Source organism: Streptomyces sp. NBC_00414 (genome assembly GCF_036038375.1).
Lineage (GTDB): Bacteria > Actinomycetota > Actinomycetes > Streptomycetales > Streptomycetaceae > Streptomyces.
The window spans coordinates 3205908-3226945 of sequence record NZ_CP107935.1; the positions used below are offsets into that span (position 1 = coordinate 3205908).

The 21038-nt window shown below is 71.7% G+C and carries 14 protein-coding genes; 9 read left to right on the top strand and 5 right to left on the bottom strand.

Features of this window, described 5'->3' with window-relative positions:
* Positions 1–123: 123 nt before the first annotated feature.
* Entirely contained in the window at positions 124–3003 is a 2880-nt protein-coding gene (locus OHS59_RS13605) for a hypothetical protein (protein WP_328493673.1), read from the top strand.
* A gap of 160 nt (positions 3004–3163) precedes the next feature.
* On the opposite strand, the gene OHS59_RS13610 is transcribed toward OHS59_RS13605, so the two are convergent.
* Complete coding sequence (locus tag OHS59_RS13610; RefSeq protein WP_328493674.1) at positions 3164–6133, bottom strand: alpha-L-rhamnosidase-related protein; 2970 nt, start codon at positions 6131–6133, stop codon at positions 3164–3166.
* A 356-nt stretch (positions 6134–6489) separates the two neighbouring features.
* On the opposite strand from OHS59_RS13610, the gene OHS59_RS13615 reads away from it, so the two are divergent.
* Positions 6490–8406 (top strand): glycoside hydrolase family 76 protein, encoded by a 1917-nt coding sequence (locus OHS59_RS13615; protein ID WP_328493675.1) that lies wholly within the window; start codon positions 6490–6492, stop codon positions 8404–8406.
* 213 nt (positions 8407–8619) lie between these two features.
* On the opposite strand, the gene OHS59_RS13620 is transcribed toward OHS59_RS13615, so the two are convergent.
* The 3 genes from OHS59_RS13620 to OHS59_RS13630 all read right to left on the bottom strand — a co-directional run bounded on the left by OHS59_RS13620 (position 8620) and on the right by OHS59_RS13630 (position 12023).
* A complete protein-coding gene (locus OHS59_RS13620) occupies positions 8620–9783 on the bottom strand; it encodes an ABC transporter substrate-binding protein (RefSeq protein ID WP_328493676.1) in 1164 nt (387 codons plus the stop codon).
* 300 nt (positions 9784–10083) lie between these two features.
* Positions 10084–11373: a sensor histidine kinase gene (locus OHS59_RS13625; protein WP_328493677.1), complete on the bottom strand. Its 1290-nt coding sequence runs from the start codon at positions 11371–11373 to the stop codon at positions 10084–10086.
* Positions 11370–12023, bottom strand: coding sequence for a response regulator transcription factor (locus tag OHS59_RS13630; protein ID WP_328493678.1), 654 nt, complete (start codon positions 12021–12023; stop codon positions 11370–11372). Before OHS59_RS13630 ends, OHS59_RS13625 begins: the two co-directional genes overlap by 4 nt.
* A 173-nt stretch (positions 12024–12196) precedes the next feature.
* Between OHS59_RS13630 and OHS59_RS13635 the strand changes: the two genes are divergently transcribed.
* Positions 12197–12763, top strand: coding sequence for a hypothetical protein (locus tag OHS59_RS13635; protein ID WP_328493679.1), 567 nt, complete (start codon positions 12197–12199; stop codon positions 12761–12763).
* 225 nt (positions 12764–12988) lie between these two features.
* On the opposite strand, the gene OHS59_RS13640 is transcribed toward OHS59_RS13635, so the two are convergent.
* Entirely contained in the window at positions 12989–14425 is a 1437-nt protein-coding gene (locus tag OHS59_RS13640) for a gamma-aminobutyraldehyde dehydrogenase (protein ID WP_328493680.1), read from the bottom strand.
* 275 nt (positions 14426–14700) lie between these two features.
* Between OHS59_RS13640 and OHS59_RS13645 the strand changes: the two genes are divergently transcribed.
* From OHS59_RS13645 to OHS59_RS13670, 6 genes are all read left to right on the top strand, one after another.
* Positions 14701–15216 (top strand): Lrp/AsnC family transcriptional regulator, encoded by a 516-nt coding sequence (locus OHS59_RS13645; RefSeq protein WP_328493681.1) that lies wholly within the window; start codon positions 14701–14703, stop codon positions 15214–15216.
* Positions 15201–16598, top strand: coding sequence for an aspartate aminotransferase family protein (locus OHS59_RS13650; protein ID WP_328493682.1), 1398 nt, complete (start codon positions 15201–15203; stop codon positions 16596–16598). The genes OHS59_RS13645 and OHS59_RS13650 overlap by 16 nt, the downstream gene beginning before the upstream one ends.
* A gap of 270 nt (positions 16599–16868) precedes the next feature.
* A complete protein-coding gene (locus OHS59_RS13655; RefSeq protein ID WP_328493683.1) occupies positions 16869–17678 on the top strand; it encodes an ABC transporter ATP-binding protein in 810 nt (269 codons plus the stop codon).
* A complete protein-coding gene (locus OHS59_RS13660) occupies positions 17660–19285 on the top strand; it encodes a hypothetical protein (protein WP_328493684.1) in 1626 nt (541 codons plus the stop codon). Before OHS59_RS13655 ends, OHS59_RS13660 begins: the two co-directional genes overlap by 19 nt.
* A gap of 154 nt (positions 19286–19439) precedes the next feature.
* Positions 19440–19847 (top strand): VOC family protein, encoded by a 408-nt coding sequence (locus OHS59_RS13665; RefSeq protein ID WP_328493685.1) that lies wholly within the window; start codon positions 19440–19442, stop codon positions 19845–19847.
* Between the two features lie 57 nt (positions 19848–19904).
* Entirely contained in the window at positions 19905–21038 is a 1134-nt protein-coding gene (locus OHS59_RS13670; RefSeq protein WP_328493686.1) for an LOG family protein, read from the top strand.

Below are 21038 nucleotides of genomic sequence, written 5' to 3' on the forward strand. Positions count from 1 at the left end.
GTGCCGCACGGCCGCACTTGCCCGGCCCAGGCAACCCACGGATCCCGTTTCGCTTCCTTCGGGGCGCGAGGGGCTCCCGGGACCGACGGGGCGCCCGCGCTCGAAGTGTGGGGAGGGGAACCCTTGAACCGGACCCGGCGAATAGGTGTCACCGCCGTGGCCGCGCTGGCGGTCCTGGCGGGCTCACCAGGACCGGCCCAGGCCCAACAGCCGTCCCAGGCCCAGTCATCAGCAGCGGAAGCCTTGAGATCCGTGAAGGCCGCCGACAGTCCGCTGCCCCCGGGCTGGCGTGTCATCGGGCGGGGCGCCGGGCGCGAGCTGGTCTGGCGGTCGGACAGAGCCGTGCCCGTGGGCGACGCCCGTGTCGAGTTCCACGCGGACGGGCGGCTGCTCGGGGTGCCGAAGGCGGCCGGGGACGGCCACACGTTCCGGCTCGCGCTCGGCGGCGCCGCACCGCTGAAGGACCTGCGAGTACTCGCCGCCGGGCGCCGGTTGGACGAACCCGCCGACAGCGACCGCAAGGACGGCAGCACCGGCAGGGACCGGGGGAACTCCCCGCAGACCGCGCGGCCCCCGGCCCGGCTCCCCGAGAACTCCGTGGACCCGGGCAGACCGGGCGCTTACCGCACGGTCACCGGGGACTACGACCTCGACCCGGTGAAGCTGCCCGGCCTGGCCCAGCCCGTCGAGATGGAGGCCGTCGTCGTCGCGCCCGAGGGCGCCACGGGCGAACGGCCGCTCGCGCTGTTCCTGCACGGCCGCCACCCCACCTGCTACAAGCCGGGCGGCTCCGAGGACGACCTGACTCTGGACTGGCCCTGCTCGGCCGGCACCCGGCCCGTCCCGAGCCACAAGGGCTATCTGAAGGACCAGAGGCTGCTGGCCTCCCAGGGGTATGTGACGGTGTCGATCTCGGCGAACGGCATCAACGGCCAGGACGCGGACATCGAGGACGCCGGTGCGCAGGCGCGCTCCTCGCTGGTGCGGCAGCACCTCGCCGAGTGGGCGGGCTGGGCCGCCCACCCGGACACCGCCCCGGCGAGCGTGCCCGACGCGGCGAAGGCCGACCTGTCCCGCGTCCTGCTGGTCGGCCACTCGCGGGGCGGCGAGGGCGTCAACCGGGCCGCCATGGACAGCCTCTATCCCCCACCCGCCGCGCAGGACGGCTACCGGGGCCCGGTGCGCTGGAAGATCCGCGGGACCGTCCTCGTCGGACCGACGATCTTCGGCCAGAATCCGGTCGCCGACGTGCCGTCCACGACGATCCTCCCCGGCTGCGACGGCGACGTCTCCGACCTCCAGGGCGAGGTGTACGCCGACGGGACGCGCGGAGTCAGCCGGGGCACCGCGCTGCACAGTTCCGTCTACGTGGTCGGCGCCAACCACAACTTCTTCAACAGCGAGTGGACGCCCGGCCGGTCCGAGGCCCCCTCCTTCGACGACTTCTGGGAGGACCCGGAGGATCCGGAGGGGCCCGACCCGGTGTGCTCCACGAGTGCTCCCACCCGGCTGACCGCCGACCAGCAGCACCAGGCGGGCGCCACCTACATCGCCGCCGCGGCCCGGCTGTTCGTCGCCGGCGACGACCGGGTGCGCCCGCTGCTCGACGGTTCCGGAAAGCGGGCGCCGTCCGCGGACCCGGCCCGCGTACTGACCCACGCGGTCGGTGCCCGCCGCACGGGCGGCTTCCTGCCCGACGCCGGGATGAAGGTGACCGGCGGCGGCAGGCTGTGCTCGGCGATCGACCCCGATCCCGCCGTGGCCTGCCTGGCCCCCGACACCGAAGGGTCGTCGCCGCACTTCGCGACGTGGTCGTGGCGGTCGGACAAGGAACCGGGTCGCGGGGCGGTCGCGCTGAAGTGGTCGGCGCCGGGCACCGCGGCGGAGATCCGCCCCGCCGCCCCGGTGTCCCTCTCCGGCTCCAAGAGTCTCGCGCTGCGCGTGTTCGTGCCGCCGAACACGACCGGCACCGAGCTGGACGTGACAGTCACCGACTCCTCCGGCCGCCGGGCCGAGCTCGGCCGGGTCCGGGCCGACGGGCTGCCGGGCACCGAGCGCACCTCCTCCTACTGGGCGCGGGAGGTGCGGGTCCCGCTGACCGCGGCCACCCGCGCGGGCCTCGACCTGCGGCACGTCAAGTCCCTGTCGCTGACCCCGCGTTCCGGGTCCGGGCAGGCCTGGCTGATGGACGCCTGGGGCTGGGCCCCCGGTACTCCGGTGGTCAGGGCGGCGGCGCTGCCGCGCGTCGACATCGGCCGGTTCACCGTCGAGGAGGGCGACTCGGGCACCCGCACGTACCACATCCCGGTCAAGGTCTCCGGGAACGGCGTCGGCGGCAGTGGTGCCGACGGCAGTGGCAGTGGCGGTGGCAGTGGCGGCAACAAGGTCCGCTTCCTGGTTCTCGACCCGGACACCGGAGCGGCGGAGGAGAAGCTGGTCGCGGTACGGCCGGGCAGCGATCCCGTCGACGTGACCGTGGAGGTGAAGGGCAACACCCGCTTCAGCGACGACAAGCAGTACGACCTCATGGCGAAGGCCGTGCGCGGTGCCGTCATCGGCTCGTACGGGGGCGGGGTCACCGTGCTGAACGACGACCCCGCGCCCGCGGTCACCCTCACGCCGGTCACCGACCGGGTGGCCGAGGGAGGGACGCTGACCTGGCGCATCTCCCTCTCCGAGTCCGTCGACTCGGGTTTCTGGCAACCGGTGCGGGTGCTTCCGGTCGGCGAGGGTGCCGAGTTGTCCACCAAGGACGTGGACCCGCAGTGGCTGATGGACTACTCAGGTGACCTCCCCGATCCGGAGCGCCCGCTCTCCGAGGCGAACCTGTGGGTGTGGACGCTGATCCCGGCCGGGAGCACCGGCGCCGACTTCGTCGTGCCGACGGTGCGGGACGCTCTGGCCGAACCGGCCGAGTCGCTGCGCCTCGCGCTGACCGACGACACCGCCGAGCCGCTTCCCGGCCATCCGGTACTGACGGGCACGGTGACGGACACGCAGTGAAATTCTGGGTCCGAGCCCCGGTCGGGGCTCGGACCCAGCATCTCGGACACCGAACCTCGGCCCCAGGATCTCGGCCTCAGGGCCCCGTCCTGAGGCCGAGATCCTGGGGACCCCGGCCTCAGTACCCCGGCCTCAGTACCTCGGTCTCAGGACCCCGGCCTCAGGGGGTGAGGTAGCAGGTCTTGCTCACGCCGGGCAGCGGATCGCTGCCGAATGCGGCCGTCGTACAGCCGCTGCCGCCGGTGAACGACTTGTACACGAAACTGCCCCGCGCGCCGTAGGCGACGGTCCGCTGCCCGCTGAAGGCGCAGGTGCCGCCTTCGGCGGAACAGGCCGTGCCGTAACCGGCCGGGCCGCCGGTGGCGGTGTAGCAGGACTTCGACTCCCCGGGGATCGGGTCGCCGAAGGTGGCGTCGGTGCACGAGGTGTTCCCGGTGGCCGTGACGGTGGTGAACGCGCCGAAGGCTCCGTACATCACCGGCTGGCCGGCGGCGGCCGGACAGGTGCCGTTCTGGTCCGCGCACTTGGTCCAGCCACCGGGTGGCGCCCCGGCCGGTGGCAGATAACAGGACTTGGTGACGCCGTCGACGGGATCGCCGAAGTGGGCGTTGGCGCAGGCGACGGAGCCGTTGGTGACCTGGTGGGCGAAGTTGCCGTTGGCGCCGTAGACGACGTCACGGTTGTGGCCGGGCACGGAACAGGTGCCGCCCTCGGCCGCGCAGACGGTGTATCCGGGCGGGCCGCCCGCGTCGGCGACGTAGCAGGACTTGACGAGGTTCGACGCCGGATCACCGCCGAAGGAGGCACTGGTGCACGCGGTGCTGCCGGTCACCGTCTTGTACCGGTAGGTCCCGGCCCCGTAGGCCACCGCGCGAGTGCCGCTGAACGAGCACGTACCGCCCTCGCCCGCGCACCGGGTGAAGCCCGCGCGCAGGGCTCCGGTACCCGGCTCGGCGGGCGCGGCGGGATTGCCCAGCCCGGTGGCGGTCACGGTGTAGCCGCCGGGGGCGACACCGGTGAGGTAGACGTAGGTGTCGTCCTGGTTCGCGCCGGTGACGCCGGAGACGGGCGTGAAGTTTCCGTCGCGCCATACGACGGTGCCGTTCACGGACACCGAGACGTTGCCGCCGCCGAACTTCGGGACCCCGATACGGCCGGTGGTACCGGCCGGGCTGGTGAGCCGCGCCGTGTACGTACCGGCGGCGGGGGCGCGGGACCAGGACGCGTCGACGGCACCCTGCGGCATGGTGATGCGGCCCTCGGCGCTGGTCAGGTCGCCGGGATGCGGAACGAAGCGGTACGCGCCGGCCGCCGACTCCGGTGCGGTGCCGAGCACGTCGAAGGTGAGCGTGGAGGTGGGCGCGCTGGACCAGCCGTGGGCCAGGCTCATGAACGAACCGCCGTAGGCGAGGCCGCCGTCGGCCTTGATCCCCTCCCAGAAAGTGCTCCTGGTCCCGATGTCGCTGTTCAGCATGTGGCCCCAGGTGCGGCGGATCTGCTGCAGGGCGCCGTGGTCGTCGTTGGCGGTGAAGCGGGCGTTCAGCTCCATGCCGCCCACGAAGGGCGAGACGTTGCCGCCCCATTCGGGAGTGGTCGGGCCGTAGGTGCCCCAGCGGGTGCCGAGCCCCGCGATGACACTCTTCGACTTGGCCGTGGAGTCGGTGAGCCCGTACCAGACGGCGAGCGAGTTGCCGTCCTGCGGATACAGACCGCTGGTCGGGTTGTCCTTGTACATGCCCTTCGAGGCGTCCCACAGCCGGGAGTTGGCCGCGGTCCTGAGGGCCGCCGCCCTGCTGCTCCAGCTCGTGGCGAGCGCGCTGTCGCCCTTGACCGTGGCCAGGGTGACCCCGCCCCTGAGCGCCGCGTACAGCAGCGCGTTGGCGGAGATGTTCTCACCGCCCTGACCGGCCCGGGCCCAGTCCTGGGTGGCGGTCACGTTCAGAAGGCCATTGCCGTTGATCTTGTCGATGATGAAGGCCATGCCGCGCTTGTAGTCGGCCCATTCGGAGTCGAGCCACGCCCGGTCGGCCGTGTACGTGTAGTACGTCGCCGTGCCCAGCAGCGTCCAGGTGTGGTACGTGTCCGAGCCCTTGAGGTTGAACGGCGGCCCCGACCACGGGATTTCACCTTCGGCGGACATCGCGTCGTACATCGTGGTGAGCGCGTTGCGGGTCGAGGTGAGGTCGTCGGAGTACGCGTACTGCGTGGGTACGGCGATGCCAAGGTCACCGGGCCACACCGTACGGTCGCGTTTGGCGCCGTCGACCAGGACGGAGTCGCCCACGCCGACGGTCGCGCCGTTGTCCCACTCCGAGGACGGCGGCGGCCAGGCGCGCCCCTGGTCGGAGGCGATCGTGTTGAGCTGCACGGTGTACGCCCCGGCGTACCAGATGCGGTTGAGCAGATCGTCGCTGGAGTGGAAGTAGTTGGCGTAGTCGGCCGGGTTGGCCTCCCCCGGAGCCGCGGTGAAGCCGAGACTCACGCCCTTGAGTTCCACCCAGCCCGAGGTGTCGAGGAAGACGGTGAGGTAGCGGAAGCCGCCCCTTTGTCTGGCGGTGGGCACCGTGTACGTGCCGTTGGCCGAGGCCGTCGTGTAGAGGGCCCCGTCCTCGCCGTCACGGCCGCTGCTGCGGTCACTGTTGTTGCCCACGTACAGGGACGACTCGCTGAAGGCCAGACCGACCCGTCGGCCACCGCCGCTGACGGCACCGAAGGATAACGTTGTCACGCCACCGACCTCTTTGCCGAAGTCGAGGGTGACGGCCGACTGCGCGCCGGAGATCCGCGTCGGCTGCCCGTCGAGGACGTTCTGCGGGTTCTCGACACTGCCGGACGTGCGGTGGACGGCGGTCGGCTTGAGGGTGCGGGAGGACGGCGAGTAGTTCAGGGGGTCGACGGCGGCTCCGGGAACGGCCGTTGCGGTCGCCGCCGACGACGGTACGGACCCGGGCGGCGACAGCGAGGCGGCCCCGGCCGGGGACACGACCGGGGCCGGCGGCATCGACACCGCCGCGGCCGCCCCGGCCGGCTGCGCGGTGGCCGCGACCGGCCCGAAGGCCATGATCATGGCGAGGCCCAGCAGGCGCCCCGGGCCGGGTGTTCGGTGCGGCAGTGAACGGCGGCGGCGCATGAGTACCTCCTGGATGGAGTGCGGGAACCAAGTGCGGGAACCGGACGCTTGAATCGATTCAAAAAGATCGGCCAATGCGGCCCGGGGACGAGCGGAACAGTGGGTGTGCGAGGCGCCTCGCCGAAGTTGCCCCGATGATGGGCGCCCGGAAATGGACTGTCAAGCCATCGCGCCCCGCGTGAACTCCACCGGAAAAGCCGCCCGTTGCGGCATTGACAGGGACCCGCCAAAACGGTTCACTGCCTCGAAGACAGGTATGGACCAGTGCTCGATTCCTGGCCGACCCGGCAGGGCTGTCGGTCGACGGACGCGCCCGCCGGACGGCGTCCCCCCATGGCGAATCCGAGGCGAGTTCGATGACCTTGCGCAGCTCAGACATCGTTGTCAGACCACGGCTCACCAGGTTCCTGGTGGCGGCCGTTCTCGCAGGCGCGGCCCTGTCCCCGAACGTGGCGTCGGCGGCCACCGCCGATGCCACGTCCAGCGACACCGCCACCGCCGTGGCTGCCGCGGCCCCGGTGTGCGCGCTGTCCTGCGACACGCTGGATCCGTCGCGGGCCCGGCAGGAGAGCTTTCCCGTACCGGCCAAGAACCTCAACGGCCGCCGCCTCGAACTGCACGTCTCCGACGCGGACGACATGGCGTGGGCGAGCATCGACAACGGGGTGAGCGGCGACGCGGTGTGGCTGGACCGCTCCTGGGACGGCGGCGCCACCTGGGAGGGCCTGCTCGGCAAGGCGAGCGTCCCGGGAAGCTGGACCGGCACCAGGACGCTGATGTACAACATCACCGATCCCCGCAACCACCGACGCGGGCTCGTGCGCGCCTGCGGCGACGCCGCCGGCGTCGGCTGTACGAACTGGGTCCACCCCACCGTCTGCGACAAGCTCTGCGACGGCGCCGACGCGGGCCAGGCCGCCGGTGACGACCAGCCGGTGCCGTCGACCACCCTCCACGGCCGCACGATCCGGCTGCACGTCGACCAGCCGAACTCCATGGCCTGGGCGAGCGTCGACACCGGTGCTCCGGGCGACGAGATCTGGCTCGACCGCTCCTGGGACGGCGGTTCGACCTGGCCGGACGGCTCCTCCCTCGGCCGCGTCGGCACCCCGTCCGGGGCCACCGGCACCCGTACCGCCATGTACGCCACCCGCGATCCGCGCGGCCTCCTCCACGGCGGCGCGGTCCGTGCGTGCGGCCGGGCCGCCGGCCATGCGGAAGGCAGCTGCACCGCGTGGGCCAGGCCCGCGCCGACCAGGGCGCGCGGCGCGGCGGACGCGCTGATGGCCTCGTACGACCCCTACAACGGCTGGTGGCCGAGCAGTTGGTGGAACTCCGCCGCCACCCTCACCTCCCTCATCGACTTCGCGAGGACCACCGGCCGGCACGACTACGACTGGGTCATCGCTCGCACCTTCGAGCAGAACAAGGGTGTCTTCGCCGCCGGGGTGCGCAGTTCGGACGCGATCGAGGGCCACTTCATCAGCCGGTCCATCGACGACTCGGCGTGGTGGGCCATCGCCTGGCTCGACGCGTACGACCACACCGGCGACTCCCGCTACCTCGACGAGGCCGTCACCATCGCGAACTACGTCCACCGGTACTGGGACACCGGCACCTGCGGAGGCGGCGTGTGGTGGGACCGCGAGCGGACGTACAAGAACGCGGTGACGAACGGGCAGTACCTCTGGCTGACCACCGCGCTGCACCAGCGCATCGCGGGCGACACGGTGTGGCTCCAGCGGGCGAGGACGTCCGCCGCCTGGTACCGGTCCAGCGGGATGATCAACTCCTCCGGCCTTGTGAACGACGGGCTGAACTCGTCCTGCGCCAACAACGGCAGCACGGTGTGGAGTTACAACCAGGGACTGGCCATCGGCGGCTTCACCGAACTGTGGAGGGTGACCGGGGACGGTTCCCTGCTGACCACAGCGCGGACCCTGGCCGACGCCGCCGTCAGCAGTCCTGCGCTGACCCGGGACGGAGTGCTCACCGAGTCCTGCGACGTCGGCTCGGCGTCCTGCGACGACAACCAGAAGCAGTTCAAGGGCATCTTCATGCGGCACTTCGCCGACCTCGCGAAGGCCACCGGTTCCAGCACCTACCGGAGTTACGTCCAGAAGCAGGCGGACACGCTGTGGGCGAAGGACCGCACCTCCCTCAACGCCCTCGGCCAACGCTGGTCCGGCACCGGCACCGGCACCGGCCCCAACCAGACCGACTGGCGCACACAGGCGAGCGCCCTCGGAGCGTTGACCGCGGCGGCGGGGTGAGGACCGCGCGCTGACGGCCGCGGGCTGACGGCCGGTGACCTGCGGTCTGCTTGCCGTCCCGCTGACCTGCGGCCGGGGTGCGCTCACCGTCGTCGGCGTCGTCGTCCCCGTACCCGTCCCCGTACCCGTCCCCGTCGCGAACCTGGCCGTTCGTGGCCGTGCGCCGGGGACCCGCCGACCGGCTCCGGCCGCCGGGCGGGGGCGCACCGCGTTCTACAGCCCCGCGATGGCGTTCCACCGTTTCGCAAACTCCGTGCGCTCCTTCGCCGTGATGTCGCGGGCGATCGTGAGCCTCTCGCGCATGGCGCCGTCGGGGAAGATGAGCGGGTCCTCGGCGAGGGCGGCGGTCTCCTTGTCCTTGGCGGAGCCCAGGACGTCCTGGGCGGCCGGGACGGGGCAGACGTAGTTGACCCAGGCGGCGAGTTCGGCGGCCACGGCCGGCTCGTAGTAGTGGTCGACCAGTTTCTCCGCGTTCGCCTTGTGGCGGGCGAGGTTCGGGACCATCAGGGACTCGGACCAGAACTCGGCGCCCTCCTCCGGCACGACGAACTCGATGTCGGGATCGTCGGCCTGGAGCTGGATCACGTCGCCGCTGTACGCCTGGCAGGCCAGCACGTCGCCGCTCGACAGGTCCTTGATGTAGTCGTTGCCGGTGAACCGGCGGATGTGGTCCGCGCGGACGAGGTCGTCGACCTGGTCGCACATCGTGTGGAAGTCGTCCGCGGTCCACCGGGCGATGTCGACGCCGTTGCCCTGCATGAGCAGCGCGAACGCCTCGTCGAGCCCCGACAGGAGCGTGACGCGGCCCTTGAGGTCGTCGGCCCACAGATCGGACACGTGCCGTATCTCCCGGCCGAGCCTGCGGCGGTTGTACGCGATGCCGGTGATCCCGGACTGCCAGGGCACGGTGTACCGGCGGCCCGGGTCGAAAGCCGGGGAACGCAGTTGCGGATCCAGGTACTTGGCGATGTTCGGCTGCCTGGAGCGGTCCATCTCCTGGACCCAGCCGAGGCGTACGAACCGTGCGCACATCCAGTCGCTGATCACGATCAGGTCCCGGCCGGTCTCCTGGTGGTTCATCAGGGAAGGGCTGACCTTGCCGAAGAACTCGTCGTTGTCGTTGATCTCCTCGGTGTACGTGACCGTGATCCCGGTGCGCTTCTCGAAGGCGTCCAGGGTCGGGCGCCTCGACTCGTCCTCGTCGTCGGTGTCGATGTAGAGCGGCCAGTTCGCCCAGGTCAGACGCTTCTCCCTGGCCGACAGGTCGCTTCTCGCGCGGTCTCCTGGGGCGACGTACGCGGCCGGCACGCCGCAGCCCGCGGCGAGCGCGGTGGCTGCGCCCACGCCGAGGGTGCGCAGCAGGGAGCGGCGGGTCACCGGATTCCTCCGGATCGGACCGCTCGGACTCGGGCCGCTCCGGATCAGGCCGTTCGGGATCAGGCCGTTCGGGCTCGGGCTTCTCGGGTTCGCTCGCACGTGGGCAGCATGGCGGGTGCCCTGGCGGGCGGGCAATGGACGCTCTGTCCACCGGTGCGCCCGCCGGACGACAGGGTGTCGCCCCCGCCGCCCCTCCCCCCACCGTCACCGACTCGGGGGCGCTGCCCCCGAACCCCCGGTCCTCAAACGCCGGACGGGCAGAAACCTATTCAGCCCGTCCGGCGTTTGAGGACGAGCGCGTCAGCGCGATTTCGGGGGCGAGGGGGCGAAGCCCCCATGCGGGACGGGAACGGGTAGGGGCGGCGGGGGCGGAAACAGCACCTCCACCCACAACCCCCCTTCCCCCCGGGCACGGGCCCGCACCTCACCCCCGTGCGCCGCAGCGATCGCCGCCACGATCGACAACCCCAGCCCCGCCCCCTCCCGGGCACGGCCCCGCACCCGCTCCACCCCCAACCGCCGGAACGGTTCGAACAGCACCCCCACCTGATCGACCGGCACCACCGCACCACTGTTCACGACCCGCAGAGAGGCCCGCCCACCGACGACCCCGGTCCATACGGTGACCCAGCCCCCCTCCCCCTCCCCCTCGGGCACGTTGTGACGGACCGCGTTCTCCAGCAGGTTGCTCACCAGCCGCTCCACGAGCTGCGGGTCCCCGAGGAGCGGCGCGGAGGAGAGCTCGGCGTCCACCCGGGGCCCGCCCTCGGGCAGCAGGTCACCCGCCAGGACCGCGAGATCCACCGACTCCCGTTCGCACACGCCCCGTTGGCCGCGCGCCAGCATGAGCAGCGCCTCGATCAGCCGCTCCTGTTCCTGCCCGGCGGCCCGCACCCGGAGGCAGGCCGCCCGCAGCGCCGCGGCGTCGGCGTGCGGGTCGGCCAGCACCACGTCGACGATGGCCTGCTGAAGGGTGAGCGGTGTGCGCAGTTCGTGCGAGGCGTTGGCCACGAACCGCCGCTGTGCCTCGAAGGCGCCCTCAAGACGGGCGAGCAGGTCGTCGAACGTGTCGGCGAGACCCTTGAGTTCGTCGTCGGGCCCGGACACGGCGAGCCGCCGGTGCAGATCGTCCGCGGAGATCCGCCGGGCCGCGACCGCCATGTCCCGCAACGGCGCGAGCACCCGCCCCGCGACCAGCCAGCCGAGGATCAGCGAGGCGATCACCATGACGCCGAGCGCGATCCCCGACTCGATGAGCAACTGGTGGAGCTGGTCGCCGCGCTGGACGGCCAGCCGCTCGCGCACATAGCTCTCGATCGCGGCGCCACCCGGCTTCGGCACGGGCCCGGAGACCGTGGGCCCGCTGCCCGCGTCGCCGGTTTTCGGCCGGGCGCCCGACCCGGACACGGCCAGCGACTGGTCCTCGGCCACGAGCGCGTACGTGAGCCCCAGCAGCACCGCCCCCGTCACCACGAACAGCCCGCCGTAGAGCAGGGTCAGCCGCCACCGGACGCTCTGCGGCCCCCGGCCCCGGCCCTCGCGCGATCCCCGGATCCTCCAGGCTCCCGGGAACGCGAACCGCCCGCTCACACGCGGTACCCGGCCTGCGCCACCGTCTCGATCAACGGCGGGTCACCGAGTTTGCGCCGCAGCCTGCTGACCGTCACCTTCACGGTCTGGGTGAAGGGGTCGGCCGCCTCGTCCCAGGCGCGCTCCAGCAGTTCCTCGGCGGAGACGACCGCCCCACTGGCGGCCATCAGCAGCTCCAGGACCGCGAACTCCTTGGGGCTGAGCGGCAGTCGGCGCCCCTCACGGGTCGCCACCCGGCGGGCGGGGTCGAGCCGCAGGTCGCCGCGGACCAGAACCGGCGGCAGCGCGGGCTGCGCGCGCCGCCCCAGGGCCCGTATCCGCGCGACGAGTTCGGTGAAGGCGAAGGGCTTCGGCAGATAGTCGTCGGCGCCCATACCGAGCCCCGCGACCCGGTCGGCGACCGTGCCGGACGCGGTGAGCATCAGCACCCGCGCCCGGCTGCCCCCCTCGGCCAGGGCCCGGCACACCCGGTCGCCGTGCAGTCCGGGCAGGTCACGGTCGAGCACGACGACGTCGTATCCGTTGACCGTGGCCCGCTCCAGCGCCGCGTGGCCGTCCAGTGCGATGTCGACGGCCATTCCCTCCCTGCGCAGTCCCGCCGCGACGGTCTCGGCGAGCTCCTCGTGGTCCTCGACCACCAATACGCGCATCGGCATCTCCGGCTGCGTCTCCGGCTGTTGCGAACCCTGCGGCCAGCGTGCCCGCCGGGTGGTAACAGGGTGGTAAGAGCGCCCGTTCCCGTGCCGTAACCGCCCGCGCGCTGAGGTGTTCCCGAGGACACCCGTCCTCGGAACAGCCGAACACCCGGTACGAGGAGGAACTCATGCGAAGTTCGACGAAACCGCACCGCCGACTGGCCGCGGCCTGCGCCCTGATCAGCGCTCTCGCGCTCGGCGGGGTGTACGCCGGTCAGTCCGTGGCCGCCGGTTCGCCCTCGCCGTCCGACGGTGACTCGTCGTCGTCGAAACCGCCGAAGGACGACGAGTCGACGGACTGGAAGCGCCAGGACAAGGCGTCCCGCGCGTACACCGAGTGCATGCGCGACAACGGCCTGGAGGACTTCCCCGACATCGTCATCCACACGGCGGACGGCGGCCACGGCGTGAAGGTACGGATCGACAGGGACAAGGGTGACCGGTCGAAGCACCCGGACCCGTCCTCCAAGGAGTTCCGAAAGGCGGCCAAGGCCTGCCAGGACGTCCTCGACGACATCGGCGTCAAGCTGCCGGTCCCGCCCGGGGACCTGCCCGGTAGGGGCGACGGCCCCTTCCCGCCCGGCTGCGGCGAGATCAGGCAGCACGAGAAGGGGAGCGACGGGAAGGGCGGCGACGAACAGCGCGAGGACGGCGACGCCGAGCCGAGCGACGCGGGCCTCGTCCTCAGCGGCTGAGCCACCACGGCAGCCGACCGAGGTGCGGCAGCCCACCCACGTTCGGCAGCCGATCCGCGGACGCGGTGGATCCGCGGACGGCAGCCGATCGCAGACGGCGGCGGATCCGCGTCCGGCTACCGACCCACGTTCGGGGCCCATCCGCGTTCGGCTGCCGGGCCCGTGCCCGGCAGCCGAGCCCGCGCTACCACCCGTATCCGCTCTCGCTCTCGCCGACGGCGAATGTCAGCCGAGCGAGGTCATGACGTGCTTGATCCGCGTGTAGTCGTCGAACCCGTACCCCGACAGGTCCTTGCCGTAGCCGGAGTGCTTGAAGCCGCCGTGCGGCATCTCCGCGACCAGCGGGATGTGCGTGTTGATCCATACGCAGCCGAAGTCGAGGACCTTGGACATGCGCATCGCGCGTGCGTGGTCCTTCGTCCAGACGGAGGAGGCCAGGGCGTACTCGACGCCGTTCGCGTACTCGACGGCCTGCGCCTCGTCCGTGAAGGACTGCACGGTGATGACCGGGCCGAAGACCTCGTTCTGGATGATCTCGTCGTCCTGCTTCAGACCGGAGACGACGGTCGGGGCGTAGAAGTAGCCCGTCTCGCCGACACGGTGGCCGCCCGCCTCGACCCTGGCGTGCGCGGGCAGCCGCTCGATGAAGCCGGTGACCTGCTTGAGCTGGTACGGGTTGTTGAGCGGCCCGTACAGCACGTCCTCGTCGTCCGGCATGCCGGTCTTCGTGTCGGCGGCGGCCTTGGCGAGCGCGGCCGTGAACTCGTCGTGGATGGACTCCTGGACGAGGACGCGCGTGGCGGCCGTACAGTCCTGCCCGGCGTTGAAGAAGCCCGCCACCGAGATGTCCTCGACGGCCTTGGCGATGTCGGTGTCCTCGAAGACCACGACGGGCGCCTTGCCGCCCAGCTCCAGGTGGACCCGCTTGACGGCCTTGGCGGCGGACTCGGCGACGGAGATGCCCGCCCGTACCGATCCGGTGATGGACGCCATCGCCGGGATCCTGTGCTCGACCATCGCGCGGCCGGTGTCACGGTCGCCGCAGATGACGTTGAAGACACCCTCGGGGACGACCGAGCCGATGATCTCGGCGATCAGGACCGTGGAGGCCGGGGTGGTGTCGGACGGCTTGAGCACGACCGTGTTGCCCGCGGCGAGCGCCGGGGCGAACTTCCACACGGCCATCATCATCGGGTAGTTCCACGGCGCGACCTGCGCGCAGACGCCGACCGGCTCACGGCGGACGATCGAGGTCAGGCCCTCCATGTACTCGCCGGCCGACCTGCCCTCCAGCATGCGCGCCGCGCCCGCGAAGAAGCGGATCTGGTCGACCATGGGCGGGATCTCCTCGGACCGGGTCAGACCGATGGGCTTGCCCGTGTTCTCGACCTCGGCGGCGATGAGTTCCTCGGCGCGCTCCTCGAAGGCGTCCGCGATCTTGAGGAGGGCCTTCTGGCGCTCGGCGGGGGTCTGGTCGCGCCAGGCGGGGAAGGCCGCGGCGGCGGCCTCCATCGCGGCGTCGACGTCGGCCTGACCGGACAGCGGCGCGGTGGCGTACGCCTCGCCCGTCGCGGGGTTGACCACGTCCGTGGTCCGTCCATCGGCGGCATCGCGGAACTCTCCGGCGATGTAATTGCGCAGACGTCGCAGCTCGGTGCTCACTGCCCGGCCCTCCTGTCGGATGTCCTACGGGTGTTTCCACGGGTGTCTTACGGCGTGCTCGGACAGCCGTCCACGACCGCCCTGCGGCTGCCCCACGACTGTCCTACGACCCGGGCGTCCACTTGTCCACTGGCTGAGACGCCCGGGCTCCCACCCTAATCCTCGCCCCCACGTTTTCAATACCCCCACTTGCCCCAGAACTGCGAAATCCGCAGACTTGGAACACGTAGACAACGAATTTCATCGATCACACCTTGCGGAACCGACGAGCCCTCGTGCACAGTGAGCGCGTGGCCAGTCGAAGCGCAGACCCCAAGGACTCCCGCGAGTCCAGGAACGGCACTCCCCAGCTGGATGCCGTCTCCCTCGCCATCATCGAGCAGCTCCAGGAGGACGGCCGCCGTCCGTACGCCGCGATAGGCAAGGCCGTCGGCCTCTCCGAGGCGGCCGTGCGCCAGCGCGTCCAGAAGCTGCTCGACCAGGGCGTGATGCAGATCGTCGCCGTCACGGACCCGCTCACCGTGGGCTTCCGCAGGCAGGCGATGGTCGGGATCAACGCCGACGGCGACCTCGAACCGGTGGCTGAAGCGCTGACCGCCATGCAGGAGGTCGAGTACGTGGTGATGACCGCGGGCTCCTTCGACATCCTCGCCGAGATCGTCTGCGAGGACGACGACCACCTGCTGGACGTCATCAACAAACGCATCCGGATCCTGCCCGGCGTGCGCTCCACCGAGAGCTTCGTCTACCTGAAGCTCAAGAAGCAGACCTACATGTGGGGAACCCGATAGCCGTGACTGCCAAGGACCTCAGCCGCACCGCGTACGACCACCTGTGGATGCACTTCACCCGCATGTCCTCGTACGAGAACGCGCCCGTCCCCACGATCGTCCGTGGCGAGGGCACCTACATCTACGACGACAAGGGCAAGCGCTACCTCGACGGTCTGGCCGGTCTGTTCGTGGTCCAGGCGGGCCACGGCCGGGCCGAGCTGGCCGAGACGGCCGCCAAGCAGGCCAAGGAGCTGGCCTTCTTCCCGATCTGGTCCTACGCCCACCCGAAGGCGGTCGAGCTGGCCGAGCGCCTCGCGCACCACGCTCCCGGCGACCTGAACAAGGTCTTCTTCACGACGGGCGGCGGCGAGGCCGTCGAGACCGCCTGGAAGCTCGCCAAGCAGTACTTCAAGCTCCAGGGCAAGCCGACCAAGTACAAGGTCATCTCGCGTGCGGTCGCCTACCACGGCACCCCGCAGGGCGCCCTGTCCATCACGGGTCTGCCCGCCCTGAAGGCCCCGTTCGAGCCGCTGGTACCCGGCGCCCACAAGGTGCCGAACACCAACCTCTACCGCGCGCCCGCGTTCCTCGACAGCGGGTCGGGCGTCGACCCGGAGGTCTTCGGCCGCTGGGCCGCCGACGAGATCGAGCAGCAGATCCTCATGGAGGGCCCCGAGACGGTCGCGGCCGTCTTCCTGGAGCCCGTGCAGAACGCCGGCGGCTGTTTCCCGCCGCCGCCCGGCTACTTCCAGCGGGTGCGCGAGATCTGCGACCAGTACGACGTGCTGCTCGTCTCGGACGAGGTCATCTGCGCCTTCGGCCGCCTCGGCACGATGTTCGCCTGCGACAAGTTCGACTACGTACCGGACATGATCACCTGCGCCAAGGGCATGACCTCGGGCTACTCCCCGATCGGCGCCTGCATCATCTCGGACCGGCTGGCCGAGCCGTTCTACCAGGGCGACAACACCTTCCTGCACGGCTACACCTTCGGCGGTCACCCGGTGTCGGCGGCCGTGGGCCTCGCGAACCTCGACATCTTCGAGCGCGAGAAGCTCAACGAGCACGTCCTGGAGAACGAGAGCGCGTTCCTCTCCACCCTCCAGAAGCTGCACGACCTGCCGATCGTCGGCGACGTCCGCGGCAACGGCTTCTTCTACGGCATCGAGCTGGTGAAGGACAAGGCCACCAAGGAGACCTTCACGGACGAGGAGTCGGAGCGCGTGCTCTACGGCTTCGTCTCCAAGAAGCTCTTCGAGTACGGCCTCTACTGCCGCGCCGACGACCGCGGCGACCCGGTCATCCAGCTGTCGCCGCCGCTGATCTCCGACCAGTCGACGTTCGACGAGATCGAGGGCATCGTCCGCCAGGTGCTGACGGAGGCCTGGGCGAAGCTCTGAGCCGAACCTGTCTGCGCGGACGGCCGCTCACCGGCCCGCCTGACCGCCCGCTGAACCTTTGAGCTGAACAAGTGATCAACACCGGCCCCGGTGGCGCCCGTTCGAGTGAGAATGAGCGCCCCGGGGCCGCGTGCTGTCCGGCCTCCGGGCCCCGACTCCCTAGCGTGCCCAGTGACCGATCGGCCCTGCCTTCGTTCCCCCGACCGGGGGACCCGACGACCTTCCGAGGCCGCCCGGGCAGCGCAAATCAGATCTGAAGAGGTGTACGCGATGGCGGCTCCGCCGGACAACGACGTGCTCTGGGCACGCGCCCTGCACGTCAAGCACAACGGCTCACCCGCACTCACCGGCGTATCGCTCGGGGTTCGCGAGGGCGAGATCCTCGCCGTCGGCGGCCCGCGCGGCAGCGGCAAGACGACCCTCCTCCAGTGCCTGTCGGGACAGCTCCTTGCGCAGCAGGGCGAGGTCTGGTTCAACAGCACGGCCGTCCACACCATGAGTCCGACGCACCGCGAGCGGCTGCGCCGCGACCGCTTCGGCTGGATCGACCCGGCACCGGTCCTCGTCCCCGAGCTGAACGCCTGGGAGAACGCCGCCCTGCTCCTGATGCTGCGTGGCGTGAGCCGTCGCCGGGCCAGGACCACCGCCCTGGAGTGGCTGGACCGCCTCGACATCGGCGACTGCGCCCGCAAACGCCCGTACGCCCTGCTCCAGTCGGAGCGCCAGCGGGTGGCCATCGCCCGCGCCCTGGCCCCCGCGCCGACCGTGATCTTCGCCGACGAGCCCACCGCGCCGCTGCACCGCGCGGACCGCGCCCAGGTGCTGCGGACGCTCACCACGGCGGCCCGCTCGCACGGGATCACCGTGGTCCTGGCCACGCACGACGCGGACACCGCGGCGCTCGCCGACCGCACGGTGTCGCTCCTCGACGGGCGGCGCGTGCACACCGTCCATCTGCCGCCGGTCGCCGAGCCGGCCGAACCCACCGCACGCACCGAACCCGCCAAACCCACGGATCCCAGCAATCCCACCGATCCCACCGAGACGGAAGGCCGGGCCGCGTGCTCGCTCTCCGCCTAGCCCTCGGGGCGCACCCCGGCGTCCAGTTCCGCAGGCTCCTCGTCGCCGCGGCGGCCGCGGGCACCGGCTTCCTGCTCCTGTGCACGCTGGGGTACGCGCTGGGGCATCCGGGCGCGTCCGCGGCGGCCGTGCTCAGACTCGCGTGGTGCGTCGCGCCGATCGCGGCCACCGTGCAGTTCGCGGTCGCCGTCGCCCGCACCGACCCGGCCACCCGGCCCCGGCCCGGGCTCGCGGCGATCGGCCTGGGACCCGGCCGGCAGATGGTCCTGGCGGCCGTCTCCACCGCCGTTTCCTGCACGCTCGGCTCGATGGTCGCCCTGCTGTTCTTCCTGCACCTGCGCGGCGATCTGGCCGGTCTCCCCTTCGACGGCGACGCGGCCGGCCTGCTGGCCGCGAACCAGTCGCTGCCCCTGCCCGCCGCGCTCACGCTCCTGGCGCTGGTGCCGGTCGCCGCGTCGGCGGCCAGCGCGCTCGTGCTGCGCCCTCGGGGGCAGCACCCGACCGGCGCCGTGGCGGGCGGGCGCCCGGGACGGCTGGGCGGATTCGGCGGCTACGGACGCTCCACCGAACGCGTCGGATTCGGCGCCTACGGACGCTTCGGGGCCCGTACGGACACCGGCACGAACCCGCGCGCGGCCGGCCCCACCGAATCCGCGGAAGACCGGGAGGCAGTCACTCAGACCGCTCCCGACCCCTCCGGCAGGGGCAGTGGTTTCGAGGAATCGGACACGCCCGAATTCCCCGACGCAAACGCCGGGCGCACCGGGCGCGGCACCCCTGAAGGACCCGGCCGCGTCGTCCCGCTCGACGTGCCCCGCCGCTCGGGCGCCCGAGGCAGCGCGAGGACCGACGACCACCCGGACGACCGGGACTTCCCCACCGCGCAAGCCCCCGCCCCCACCGGCCCACCCGTACACCGGGCCCCGCGAGGGGCGCGGGGAACCACGCGGCCGGCCCCCGCCGGCCCGCAGGCCCATGACCACCCCCTGGCCCCGCTCCCCGCTCCCGGCGGCCTCCCCTGGGGCGCCGCCGTGCTCGCCGCCGGTCTCGCGGTGGAGACGTACGCCGGCCGTGGCGCCGCCGCTCACGCGGGGCCCGCGCTGCCCGGCGGCCTCACCGGAGGCCCCTTCGGGGTGCTGGTCGGCTGGGCGCTCACCGCGATCGGGCTCGCGCTGGCCGGGCCGGCGCTCACGCACCTCTGCGGCAGGCTGCTCCAGTCGGTACGACCGGGCGCTCTGCGGCTGCTCGCCGGGCGCGTGCTGATGGAGGAGGCGACCCGCATCGGACGCCCCCTCGGCGTGGTGTGCGCGGTGGCGTCGGGCGCGTACGCCATGGCCGTGCTCCGGACCGGCGCACAACCCGGTGTCGGTCCCCTCACCACGCTCGGCACGCTGCTCGTCGCCGGGTGCGCCGTGGCGACGCTGCTGACCGCCGCGGTCGAGGCGAGGAACGCGCGCGCCGGCACCACGGCCGCGCTGCTGCGGATCGGTGCGCCCGCCTCGACGCTGCGCGCCGCGGCAGCCCTCCGCGCCGGCGCCCTGATCGTCGTCCTGACCCCGCTGACCTGGGCGATCGCGCAGCTCGCGGCACTGCCACTGGTCCACTGAGCCGGCGTACACGAAGAGACCGATCGCGCGGTCGTACGCACGACCGACCGCACGCCCGACCGCGCGTACGAAAAAGATTGGCGCGGGCCGATGATTTTCCCGCGGCCCGCCGGTCTCCCTCTCCGAACAGCAACTCACCTGACGGAGGACCCCCATGTACCAGCAGATGATCTTCGTGAACCTGGCCGTGAACGACGTGGAGGTGTCCAAGAAGTTCTTCTCGGAGCTGGGCTACACGATCAACGCCCAGTTCTCGGACGAGAACGCCGCGTCCGTCGTCATCAGCGACACGATCGTCGCGATGCTGCTGAACAAGCAGCGCTACTCGGACTTCACGAAGAAGGAGATCGCGGACTCGACGAAGACCAGCGAGGTGCTGCTGTGTCTCAGCGCCGAGAGCCGCGAGAAGGTCGACGAGCTGGTCGACAGGGCGATCGCGGCGGGCGGTTCGGCGAGCGGCGAGACCCAGGACCACGGTGTCATGTACGGGCGCGCCTTCGACGACCCGGACGGCCACACCTGGGAGGTCATGTGGATGGACCCGTCGGTCGTCCAGGGCTGAATCCCGCGGTCTCGCCCGAGCGAGCCGTGCCGGAACGGGCCGTGCTTACATGGGCGGGTGCAGACGAGCCCCGCCCATGTGGCCCACCACGGTGACCGAGAGATCGAGACGCTGGAGGAGTTCGACGCGACCGTCTCGGCACGCGGCACCCTCGCCGGCTTCCGTGTCCAGGCCGTCGACCTGACAGACCGTACGAGAGAGCTGCTCGTCAGCGACACCGCGGGCGCCGTCTTCCTGGGCTGCCCGATGCGGGAGAACGCGGCGGCGAAGATCCGGGCCGACGGCGCCCTCGTCTTCCCGCCCCTCCCGAACGTGCCGTTCGACCCGTACCGCGGTCACCTCTACACGCCCGACGAGCTGTTCGGCTCCCTCGACAAGGGCTACGGGGCGACGCCGGACGCCGTCGCGTACGACTGGTTCCGGCGGACCCGGGCCGACGGGGACATCTACGCGTCGATGCTGCGCTCCGTCCACGACGACGCCGTCTCCGACGCTCTCGACGAACTCCTGCGCTCGGCCCGGGTGGTGGGCGTGATGGGCGGTCACGCGCTGGCCCGCGGCACGGACGGGTACGGGGACGCGGCCCGGCTCGGCCGCGCGCTCGCGCGCGCCGGGTTCACGGTGGCGACGGGCGGCGGCCCCGGCGCGATGGAGGCGGCGAACCTCGGCGCGTACGCGGCCCCGTACCGCGACGGCATGCTGGACGAGGCGTGCGAACTGCTCGGCAAGGCACCCTCGTTCGTCCCGTCGGTGACCGACTGGGCACGCACCGCCTTCGAGGTGCGCGAGCGCTGGCCGAAGGGCAACGCCTCGGTCGGCATCCCCACCTGGTTCTACGGTCACGAGCCGCCGAACGCCTTCGCCTCCCACATAGCCAAGTACTTCGCCAACGCAACCCGTGAGGACGGCCTGCTGGCCCGCTCGAACGCGGGTGTGGTCTTCCTGCCCGGCGCCGCCGGAACGGTCCAGGAGATCTTCGACAACACGACGCCCAACTACTACGAGTCGCGCGGCGAACCCACCCCCATGGTCCTGGTGGACCGTGCCCACTGGACGGAGCGCCTGCCGGCCTGGCCGCTCCTCCGAGCCCTCGCCCGGGACCGCCCGATGGAGTCCCGGATCGCGTTGGTGGACCGCATCGAGGAGGCACCGGAGGTGCTCGACCGCCTGTCGCGTGTAAATGAAACCTAA

What these genes read in the sequence shown, in the direction of transcription:
- OHS59_RS13610 (WP_328493674.1), bottom strand. Translation starts at nt 6,133, where the DNA reads ATGCGCCGCCGCCGTTCACTGCCGCACCGAACACCCGGCCCGGGGCGC.
- OHS59_RS13615 (WP_328493675.1), top strand. Translation starts at nt 6,490, where the DNA reads ATGACCTTGCGCAGCTCAGACATCGTTGTCAGACCACGGCTCACCAGG.
- OHS59_RS13630 (WP_328493678.1), bottom strand. Translation starts at nt 12,023, where the DNA reads ATGCGCGTATTGGTGGTCGAGGACCACGAGGAGCTCGCCGAGACCGTC.
- OHS59_RS13635 (WP_328493679.1), top strand. Translation starts at nt 12,197, where the DNA reads ATGCGAAGTTCGACGAAACCGCACCGCCGACTGGCCGCGGCCTGCGCC.
- OHS59_RS13655 (WP_328493683.1), top strand. Translation starts at nt 16,869, where the DNA reads ATGGCGGCTCCGCCGGACAACGACGTGCTCTGGGCACGCGCCCTGCAC.
- OHS59_RS13665 (WP_328493685.1), top strand. Translation starts at nt 19,440, where the DNA reads ATGTACCAGCAGATGATCTTCGTGAACCTGGCCGTGAACGACGTGGAG.